This window comes from Mycobacterium sp. E735, from assembly GCF_001666955.1.
Taxonomy (GTDB): Bacteria; Actinomycetota; Actinomycetes; order Mycobacteriales; family Mycobacteriaceae; genus Mycobacterium.
In genome coordinates, this window is the sequence record NZ_LZIX01000106.1 from 1 (window position 1) to 10,122 (window position 10,122).

At 66.1% G+C, this 10,122-nt stretch carries 9 protein-coding genes; 3 read left to right on the top strand and 6 right to left on the bottom strand.

Annotated elements, in window-relative coordinates; all coding sequences use genetic code 11:
• The 3 genes from A5704_RS08800 to A5704_RS08810 all read right to left on the bottom strand — a co-directional run.
• The coding region (locus tag A5704_RS08800) for a phosphoribosylformylglycinamidine synthase subunit PurQ (RefSeq protein WP_197499040.1) at window positions 1-200 on the bottom strand (200 nt) is incomplete at its 3' end.
• Window positions 197-436 (bottom strand): phosphoribosylformylglycinamidine synthase subunit PurS, encoded by a 240-nt coding sequence (gene purS, locus A5704_RS08805; RefSeq protein ID WP_067751830.1) that lies wholly within the window; start codon window positions 434-436, stop codon window positions 197-199. The genes purS and A5704_RS08800, both read right to left, overlap by 4 nt.
• A gap of 61 nt (window positions 437-497) precedes the next feature.
• Window positions 498-1,181, bottom strand: coding sequence for an ATPase (locus tag A5704_RS08810; protein WP_067751833.1), 684 nt, complete (start codon window positions 1,179-1,181; stop codon window positions 498-500).
• A 29-nt stretch (window positions 1,182-1,210) separates the two neighbouring features.
• On the opposite strand from A5704_RS08810, the gene A5704_RS08815 reads away from it, so the two are divergent.
• The gene (locus A5704_RS08815; protein ID WP_067888535.1) at window positions 1,211-1,849 is read left to right on the top strand and encodes an MBL fold metallo-hydrolase; all 639 of its coding nucleotides are present in this window, start codon (window positions 1,211-1,213) and stop codon (window positions 1,847-1,849) included.
• A 19-nt stretch (window positions 1,850-1,868) separates the two neighbouring features.
• On the opposite strand, the gene A5704_RS08820 is transcribed toward A5704_RS08815, so the two are convergent.
• Both A5704_RS08820 and A5704_RS08825 read right to left on the bottom strand, forming a co-directional pair.
• Window positions 1,869-3,536, bottom strand: coding sequence for an FAD-binding dehydrogenase (locus tag A5704_RS08820; protein ID WP_067888539.1), 1,668 nt, complete (start codon window positions 3,534-3,536; stop codon window positions 1,869-1,871).
• Window positions 3,537-3,584: 48 nt separating this feature from the next.
• Window positions 3,585-4,289 (bottom strand): DUF2334 domain-containing protein, encoded by a 705-nt coding sequence (locus A5704_RS08825; protein WP_067751842.1) that lies wholly within the window; start codon window positions 4,287-4,289, stop codon window positions 3,585-3,587.
• Between the two features lie 147 nt (window positions 4,290-4,436).
• On the opposite strand from A5704_RS08825, the gene A5704_RS08830 reads away from it, so the two are divergent.
• The gene (locus A5704_RS08830) at window positions 4,437-6,056 is read left to right on the top strand and encodes a DHA2 family efflux MFS transporter permease subunit (RefSeq protein ID WP_067888542.1); all 1,620 of its coding nucleotides are present in this window, start codon (window positions 4,437-4,439) and stop codon (window positions 6,054-6,056) included.
• Window positions 6,057-6,257: 201 nt separating this feature from the next.
• Window positions 6,258-7,871, top strand: a complete 1,614-nt coding sequence (locus A5704_RS08835) for a DHA2 family efflux MFS transporter permease subunit (RefSeq protein WP_067888545.1) — start codon at window positions 6,258-6,260, stop codon at window positions 7,869-7,871.
• Window positions 7,872-7,914: 43 nt separating this feature from the next.
• Here the strand turns inward: A5704_RS08835 and A5704_RS08840 are convergent, their stop codons facing one another.
• A complete protein-coding gene (locus A5704_RS08840; protein WP_067888548.1) occupies window positions 7,915-10,035 on the bottom strand; it encodes a S9 family peptidase in 2,121 nt (706 codons plus the stop codon).
• Window positions 10,036-10,122 lie beyond the last annotated feature (87 nt).

Here is a 10,122-nt window from a genome sequence, read left to right on the forward strand (position 1 = left end):
GCGAACCTGGCGATCGCCCCCGCACGCAGGTAGTCGCCGTAGGAGAAACCGCCGGGCACCACCACGGCGTCGACGCCCTTGAGGTCGGCGTCGGCGTGCCACAGGCTGACGGCCTCGGCACCGACACGCCGCGCCGCCCGGGCGGCGTCGACGTCGTCCAGGGTTCCCGGGAACGTGATGATGCCGATCCGCGCGGTCACCGGGTCTCCCGGCTGATCGTCCAGTCCTCGATCACGGTGTTCGCCAAGAGCGTCTCTGCTATGTCGGCGAGGACCGAGTCGTCAACGGTTTCGTCGACTTCGAGTTCGAACCTCTTGCCTTGTCTGACTTCTGAGATCCCCGGATGACCGAGTCGGCCCAGCGCGCCGACGATCGCCTGACCCTGCGGGTCGAGAATCTCCGCTTTGGGCATCACATGAACGACTACCCGGGCCACCGGCGCTCCTCCTCAGATTTGTCCCCGCGCCAACTCTACCGGCGAAAGTGCAGCTCGGCCGTCACGGGCACGACGCAATGTAGGCCTCGCACAGGGGGGCGGTCAACGCGTTCAGCACCGGGTCGTCGGCCATGGCGGGCCACGGAACCTGCGGCGGCGCCGACGACCAGAGCGTCAGCTCGGTGATCGTGCTGCTCGACGGGTGGGCGACCAGGTACGTGTGCATGACGATCGGACCGCTGATCACCGCGGCCATCCGGTTCGTTTCGTCGGTGGTGATCGACGGGGATTGCAGCGGCGTTCGCTGCTGGCAGGAGCGCAGCGCGGCGACGGCGGTGCTGAACGCCGAAGACGCGAGGGCGCCGCCGCTGGCCGTATCGCCGCGCCAGTGCAGGATCTGCGCCTGCAGCTGCCACTGCCCGTCGGGATGCGCGACGGCGGCGCGCGCCACGACGGCCGAGTCGCGGGGGTCCCGCGGCACCGGGGCTGTGGCGCACAGCTCCTCGAATCGGAATCGAGGCCCGGGCGCCGCGCCGGTAACCTGCGCCGCGAGCCCGGCGAGCGGGGGCCAGCCGTAAACGGAGTCCAGCGGCACGGCCCGGCGCTGGATCCAGGCGGAATCAGGGATCTGGTCGCACACGGGCGGGCAGGCCTGCGGCTCGGCATGTGCGGGCACCGCGACGATGAACGCCACCGCGAGGCCGCCGACCACCGCCATGGCCGCCAGGATCACCCGCATCGGCATCACTCTCCCGTCAGGGCACAATCGTAAACATGCAACTGACGCATTTCGGCCACTCCTGTCTACTTGCAGAATTCGACCACACCCGAGTGCTCTTCGATCCTGGGACTTTCGCGCACGGTTTCGAGGGCATATCGGGTTTATCCGCGATCCTGATCACCCATCAGCACCCCGACCACGTCGACGGCGCCCGACTGCCGGCCCTGCTCGAGGGCAACCCGGGCGCGGCGCTTTATGCCGATCCGCAAACCACCGCCCAGCTCGGGGCGCCGTGCCAGGCGGTGCACGTCGGTGACGAACTGCGGATCGGTGAACTGACGGTGCGCGCCGTCGGCGGCAAACACGCCGTCATTCACCCGGAAATCCCGGTCATAGAGAACATTTCGTTCCTGGTGGGCGACGGCGATCATCGGGCCAGGCTGATGCATCCCGGTGATGCGCTGTTCGTGCCCGGCGAGCCGGTGGACGTGTTGGCCACCCCGGCAGCCGCCCCGTGGATGAAGATCTCCGAGGCCGTCGACTACCTGCGCGCCGTCGCACCGGCGCGCGCCGTACCCATCCACCAAGGGATCATCGCCCCCGACGCGCGGGGCATCTATTACGGCCGGCTCACCGAGATGACCACCACAGACTTCCAAGTGCTCCCCGAAGAGGACGCGGTCACCTTCTAGCGCTACCCCGTCCGGCGAGCTAGGCGATATCGTCGCCCACGCCGCGTCCGGCGGCCCGCCCAGAGAAGATGCAGCCGCCCAGGAATGTGCCCTCCAGGGCGCGGTAGCCGTGCACGCCGCCCCCACCGAACCCGGCCACCTCACCCGCGGCGTAGAGGCCGGCCAGCGGCGTTCCGTCGGCCTTCAGCACGCGGCCGGCCAGGTCGGTCTCTATGCCGCCCAACGTCTTTCGGGTCAGGATGTGCAACTTGACCGCGATCATCGGGCCCGCCTTGGGGTCGGTCAGCCGGTGCGGTGCGACCACCCGGCCCAGCCGGTCGCCCAGATAGCCGCGGGCGGCACGGATCGCGGTGATTTGTCCGTCCTTGCTGAATTTGTTGGCCACCTCGCGGTCGCGGGCGGTCACCTCGGCCTCGACGGTGGCGTAGTCCAGCGGCGCGACATCGGGCAGCTTGTTCATCGCGGTTACCAACTCCCGCAACGAGTTCGCGCTGACGAAGTCCACTCCCCGGTCGACGAATGCCTGCACCGGGCCCGGGGGCCCGGAGCGCGCCCGGTTACGTAGCAGCTCACGCAGGCTCTGCCCGGTCAGGTCGGGGTTCTGCTCCTGCCCGGAGAGCGCGAACTCTTTCTCAATGATCTTGGCGTTCAACACGAACCACGTGTAGTCATACCCGGATCTGGTGATGTATTCCAGCGTGCCCAGGGTGTCGAAACCCGGGTACAGCGGTACCGGCAGCCGCTTTCCGGCCGCGTCGAGCCACAGTGACGACGGTCCGGGGATGATGCGAATGCCGTGCAGCGGCCAGATGGCGTCGTAATTGGTGATACCTTCGGTGTAGTGCCACATGCGGTCCGGGTTGATCACCCGGGCGCCGGCCTGCTGGGAGATGCCGATCATCCTGCCGTCGACGTGGGCAGGCACCCCGCTGAGTAGTTGCTCGGGTATGCGGCCCATGCGCTTGGGCCAATTCTTGCGCACCAGCTCGTGATTGCCGCCGATGCCGCCGCTGGTGACGATCACAGCGAGCGCGCGAAACTCGAATTGCCCCACGGGTGTTCGTGATGACGCCACGCCCCTGGGCGCGGCTGCGGGCTCCAGCACCGTGCCGCGGACCCCGGTCACCGCGCCGCCCTCGACGATCAACTCATCAACCCGGTGGCGGTGCGCGAAGCGCACCGTCGAGCGGTCCCGCAGCTGACGGGCGAAGATTTCGACCAACGCGGGGCCCGTGCCCCAGGTGATGTGGAAGCGGGGCACCGAATTGCCGTGCCCCTGTGCGTCATAGCCGCCACGTTCGGCCCAGCCCACCAGGGGGAAGATCTTCAGTCCCCGGTCGCGCAGCCAACGGCGTTTTTCCCCCGCGGCGAAGTCGACGTAGGCGTGCGCCCATTGGCGTGGCCAGTAGTCCTCGGGCCGATCGAACGCCGCGGTACCGAGCCAGTCTTGTAGGGCGAGTTCGTGGCTGTCGCGAATCCCCAGACGGCGCTGCTCGGGGCTGTCGACGAAGAACAGGCCGCCGAACGACCAGAATGCTTGCCCACCCAGGTTGGCGCTGCTCTCCTGGTCGAGGATCAGCACCCGCAGCCCCCGGTCCACCAGCTCGCAGGCGGCCACCAAGCCCGCGAGTCCCGCCCCGACGATGATGGCGTCGGCGCCGAACCCCCCGGCCGAAGAATCGCTCATGTCCGCCCAGGGTAGTGCCCGCGCCGAGCGGTTTGAGGAAACGCTTCGTCAGGCCGCGTCGAGAATGGCCTTGTCGCGCTGCCAGCGGTACACCGCCGGTGCGCAGCCGTGCATCAGCGACAGGTCGACGGCGTCGACCATGGCCTGCAGCGGCCCGGGCTTGCGCAGGTGGCGGGCGGCCACGGCCACCCGCACGACTCCGCCCCGGCGGGCGATCCGCTCGGCGGACAGCACCACCATCCGGCACCACCACGGTTCGGTGAGAAAGCCTTCCCCGATGCCCAACACGCGGGAGCGCACGGTGGTGTGCCGCACCAGGTCGGTGATCCCGTGCAGATCCGCGAGAAGCCGAAAGCCGTTGTCCGGCAAGGCTTTGACAACGCCCGGGGACACCACCCAGCCGGGCGCCGCGAACAGCCGGGTGCGCAGTCCTAGGTGCTCGAGCACCCGGTCGGCGGCCATCAGCCGCAGGTTGGCCTCATGGGCACGCAGGATGGCGAATTCACCGCGGCGCTTCTTGGTGGCGGCATCGTCATAGCCGTGCAGCACGATCGCGTCGCCACCGGACCTCCGGCCGGTCAGCCATTCGACGGTGCGCGGGTCGCGGTCGAGTCGGTAGTCACCGCTGAGCCGAGGGGCCACCAACAACGACACCGGGACATTGCGGGCATCCATCTGAGCGCAGAACGCCTCAACGTCGTCGAGGGTGCGTTCGCCTATCCCCGAGACCGAGACGATCAATTTTCCAGCCACACCCGCAGTTTGACGATCTCAGGTGTCGGAATGGTGAAGGACACGCAGACGGCAGGCGTATATCGGAACCGCTGGGCCGCTGGTCGCGCGGGATGCGCGCCACCCGAACGGGGTCCCGCGGGCTGACGGCGCTGGAATCGGTTCGATATGCTAAGCAACGCCATGGATCAGGCCCCTTACGTAGCGGCCGACACGCCGCTGCCTTACGACCCCGCCCCGCAGCTGGGCGAGGGCGAGCGGGAGTATCCCGACAAGCTCGACGCCGGCCTGTTGCGGATTTCCGGCGTCTGCATCCTGGCCACGGTCATGGCGATCGTGGACGTCACCGTCGTCAGCGTCGCGCAACGCACCTTCATCGACCAATTCGGGTCTTCCCAGGCCGTCGTCGCGTGGACTATGACCGGCTACACGTTGGCGTTGGCGACGGTCATACCGATCACCGGGTGGGCAGCCGACCGGTTCGGCACCAAACGGCTTTTCCTGGGCTCCGTGCTGGCCTTCACGTTGGGCTCGCTACTATGTGCGTTGGCAGCAAACATGTTGCAGCTCATTGTTTTTCGGGTGGTCCAGGGGATCGGCGGCGGCATGCTGTTGCCCCTGAGTTTCATGATCTTGACCCGCGAAGCGGGCCCGCGGCGGCTGGGTCGGCTGATGTCGATCCTGAGCATCCCGATGCTGCTCGCGCCGATCGGTGGCCCGATCCTGGGCGGCTGGCTCATCGACACTTCGAGCTGGCGGTGGATCTTCTTGATCAACCTGCCGATCGGACTCGTCACCATCGCGCTCGGGGCGATCATTTTCCCCCGGGACCACCCGTCGCGTTCGGAAACCTTCGACGTCGTCGGGGTGCTGCTGCTGTCACCCGGCCTGGCCACGTTCCTGTTCGCGGTGTCGTCGATCCCGCGATGCGGCACCGTCGCCGACCGCCACGTGCTCATACCGGCCACCATCGGCCTGGCCTTGATCGCCGGGTTCGTCGCGCACGCGTGGCGCCGCGCCGATCATCCCCTCATCGATCTGCGGTTGTTTCGTAACCCGGTGCTCACCCACGCCAACGTGACGATGGTGGTATTCGCCGGCGCCTTCTTCGGGGCCGGCCTGCTGCTGCCGAGTTATTTCCAGCAGGTGCTGCATCAGACGCCGATGCAGGCGGGCCTGCGCATGATCCCCCAGGGACTCGGCGCCATGCTGACCATGCGTCTGACCGGGCCATTGGTGGACCGACGGGGGCCCGGCAAGATCGTGCTGGTCGGTATCGGGCTGATCACCGCCGGTCTGGGCACGTTCGCCGTTGGCGTGGCCAGGCAGGCGGACTACTGGCCCACGCTGCTGATCGGCCTCACAATCATGGGCCTCGGGATGGGCTGCACCATGATGCCGTTGTCTGTCGCCGCGGTGCAGGCGCTCACCCTGCACCAGATCGCCCGGGGCACGACGCTGATGAGCGTCAGCCATCAGGTGGGCGGATCGGTGGGCACGGCTTTGATGTCGATGATCCTGACCAATCAGTTCAATCGGAGCGAGAACATCGTCGCCGCGAACAAACTCGCGGCGTTGCAGCAGCAAGCCGCTGTCAGCGGGGTGCCAGTGAACCAGTCCGCGATACCGCCTCAGGCGCTGAATGCCGGCTTTTGGGACAACGTGGTGCACGACCTTTCCCGCGCCTATACGGCGGTATTTGTGATAGCCGTGGTGTTGGTGGCGTTCACGTTCATTCCGGCGTCTTTTCTGCCAAAAAAGCCGGCGAGCCAAACGGTGGGCCATTAGCAGGCATGACAGCGGCACCCGGGTGCACGTGGCTGGTCGGTTAAAACCCCAGGCAGTAGCCATGGTGCGACGCCATCCCGGGTCCAGTTCACGGGCCTGGGTATGGTGGTGAGCTGATATCGAACCAAGCCCAAACGGCAGATTAAGACGGGGGCCGAAGCAAACGTCTGAAAGGGTCCGCGTGAGGGTACGGGTACAGATATGCTCGGCAACGCCATGCAGAAGGCCGATTCCGTGACGTCCGACCCCCCGGTGCCGAGTGCCGCCACCGGGCAACCAAACGCGGATGAGCGTCAGTATCCCGACAAGTTAGACGCCGCACTCTTCCGTGTCGCGGCCGTCTGTGGGATGGCCACGATCATGGCGCTGCTCGATACCACCGTGGTCAGCGTGGCGCAACGCACCTTCGCCGCACAGTTCGGATCCACCCTCGCGGTCGTGTCGTGGACCATGGCGGGCTACATGCTGGCGTTGGCAACCGTGATTCCCGTCACTGGTTGGGCGGTCGATCGATTCGGCACCAAACGACTCTTCATGGGTGCGGTTTTTGTCTTCACACTGGGCTCCTTGCTGTGCGCGATGGCGCCGAACATCTTGGCGCTCATCGTGTTCCGGGTGATACAGGGGCTCGGCGGCGGTATGCTCATGCCGCTGAGTTCGATGATCCTGACCCGCGAGGCCGGCCCCCAACGACTTGGTCGCCTGATAGCGATCGGTGGGATTCCGCTGGTGCTTGCGCCAATTGGCGCGCCCATCCTGGGCGGCTGGGTGATTGACACCTACGGCTGGGAGTGGATCTTCCTGATCAACCTGCCCATCGGGATCACCACCATTGTCCTTGCGGCGATCCTATTTCCGAGAGATCGTCCTGAGCCGAGCGAAGCACTCGACTTCACAGGCGCGCTGCTGCTGTCGCCGGGGGTTGCGATTTTCCTGTGCGGGGTGTCGTCCATTCCCGGACGCCATACAGTAGCCGACCGCTATGTCCTGATACCGGTGATCATTGGCCTTGCCCTGATTACCGCGTTCGTACTACACGCCTGGTATCGCACCGATCACCCGCTCATCGACTTGAGGTTGTTGAAGAACCGCGTAGTCACGCAGGCCAACCTGACCCTGCTGGTTTTCACCGTCGGCTACGTCGGCGCCGGGCTCACGCTGCCGAGCTACTTCCAGCTGGTAATGAACGAAACCCCGATGCAGTCTGCGATGCGCCTTGTCCCACAGGCGCTGGGAGCCGCGTTGACCATGCCGCTCGCCGGCATCTATGCGGATAAGCGCGGCCCCGGCAAAGTCGTGTTGATAGGCCTTCCGCTGATAGCGGCTGGCCTGGGCATTTTTGCCTATGGAGTGGCCAGGCATGCCGACTACATGCCTACGCTGCTGGTCGGCTTGACGATCATGGGGCTGGGCATCGGCTGCACCACCGCCCCGCTGGGCGCTGCGGTGGTCCAGGCTCTTGCTCCGCAACAGATCGCCCGGGGTACGACCCTGGTCAGCGTCAACCTCGAGGTGAGTAGCTCAATCGGAGCCGCCCTGATGGCGGTCATCGTGACAACCCAGATCAGCCGCAACGACATCATAGCCGGAAAGGCGGCATCGTTGCCGTCAAACGCCGGCGGGCACGGGCCGTCGGCTGATGCCTCGGGAGCAGCGCACCAGGCTCTGCCACCCGACGTCGCGAGCGCTCTGTTGAACAACCTCACGCACGCGTACACGACGGTCTTCGTGCTGGCGGTCGCGCTGGTGGCCTTCACCATCATCCCTGCGGCTTTCCTACCGAAGCGTGCGCCGGTCCGACCGACCGACGACTAGGCCGTCGACCGCCGAACGACATCGGCGTGACGGGACCGCACGACTAGCCTTGGTCGGCGTTGGCGGCGGCCAATAGCCAGGCGTATTGGAAAGCGGTCTCCTGCCACGCCTTGTAGCGACCGCTGACTCCGCCGTGTCCGGCGTTCATCTGCGTCTTCAGCAGGATTGGACTGCCGTTGGCGTTGGCGTGCCGCAGTGCCGCCACCCACTTGGCGGGCTCCACGTAGTAGACCCTGGTGTCGTTCAGGGAAGTCATCGCCAGGATGGCGGGATACCGCTTGGCTTCGACGTTTTCATACGGCGAATAAGACTTCATGTATGAGTAGACGTCCTTGTCCTGCAACGGGTTTCCCCATTCGTCCCACTCGGTGACGGTGAGCGGCAAGGAAGGATCGAGGATGGTGGTGAGCGGGTCGACGAACGGGACCTGCGCGAGAATTCCGGCGAAGAGTTCCGGCGCCAGGTTGGCGACCGCCCCCATCAGCAGACCGCCCGCGCTGCCACCCAGGGCCACAAGCTGACGCGGCCGAGTGACACCCGTGTCGACCAAATGCCTTGCCGCCGCTACGAAGTCGGTAAAAGTGTTTTTCTTCTCCAGCAGCTTGCCATGCTCGTACCACGGGCGGCCCATTTCACCGCCCCCGCGGACGTGGGCGATGGCGAACACCATGCCCCGGTCCAGCAGCGACAGCCGAGCAATGGAAAAGCTGGGGTCGGTGCATATCTCGTAGGCACCGTAGCCGTACAGCAAAGCCGGTGCGGGAAATTCGATACCGGTGCGGTGCACGATGGACACGGGGATGCGGGTGCCGTCGTCGGCGATCGCCCAGTCGCGCCGCTCCACGTAGTCGGCGGTGCGGTAACCGCCGAGCACGGGTTGTTCGCGCAGCAGCGTGCGTTCACCGGTGGCGAAGTCGATGTCGTATACCCGTGCCGGGACGACCAGCGACCCTGCCCTGATCCGCAGCTTGGGCGCACGCCAGTTAGGGTTGCCGGCAAGACCGGCCGACATCAGCTCGGAGTCGAACGAAATCTCCTCAGGTTCGCCATATTCCCCGCCGGCGGCGATGTCCCACACCTGGAGCCGGGGCAACGCCTCCCGCCGGTAGCTGACCACCAGATGGCCGGCGAAGGCGTCGACGCCGTCGAGCCGCACGTCGTCGCGGTGCGGGATGAGCGTGCGCTGCTGGGCCGGGTCGCTGACCGGCGCCTCGGTCAGGGTGAAGTTGACCGCGTCCTCGTTGTGCAGAATCAGGAACCGGTCTTGGCCGCCGACCACCGCGTGTTCGACCGCGTACTCGATGCCTTCGCGCCGTGGCAGCACCACGGTGAACGGGGCATGCGGATCCGCGGCGTCCGCGTACCGGTACTCAGAGGTGATCGAGGACCCCGATGCGATGAAGACGTAGGCCTCGCTACGAGTCAGCCCGACGCCGAGCCAAAACCGTTCGTCGGCCTCGTGATACACCAGTTCCGAAGGTTCGCCGGAGCCCACGCGGTAGCGCCACACCTTATCGGGGCGGTGGGCCGCATCCAGGGTCAGGTAGTACACCGTGTGGTTGTCTGCCGCCCAGGTCGCGCCCGCCCCGATGTCGGCGATCTCGTCCGGATACAGCTCGCCCGTGCGCAAGTCCTTGAAGCGCAGCGTATAACGTTCGTCGCCGACGGTGTCGACGGAGTACGCCAGGAGGTTCCCGTCCAGGCTGACGGTGGCTGCACCGAGCGCGAAGAATTCGTGGCCCTGCGCCTCGGTGTTCGAGTCGAGCAGGATCTGCTCGCCGGGCACTTCGGTGTTCTCTTCCAGGATCGGCGGATCCCAGTCATCGGGATTGCTTATCGGGCAACGACATTGAACCCGGTATTGCTTCCCCTCAAAGGTACGGGCGTAGTACCACCAGTCCCCCTGCCGAGTCGGGACCGACAGATCGGTCTCCTTGGTACGTGCCTTGATCTCGGCAAAGATCTTCTGCCGCAACGGTTCGAGATCTGCCGTCATCATGTCGACGTACTCGTTTTCCGACTCGAGGTAGGCGATGACTTCGGGGTCGGACTTGTCGCGCAGCCATTCATAAGGATCGATGAAGACGTCCCCGTGATGCTCACGCCGGGTCTGCTGCCGCTTTGCGACAGGCGGCACGGGGGCTGCGGCCGAAGTCTCCGTCACGCGCCGATCCAGTCGCCAAAGCTCAAGCCGGAAATCCGTTCATAGGCGTCGATATAACGGCCGCGGGTGGCGTCGATGATTTCGTCG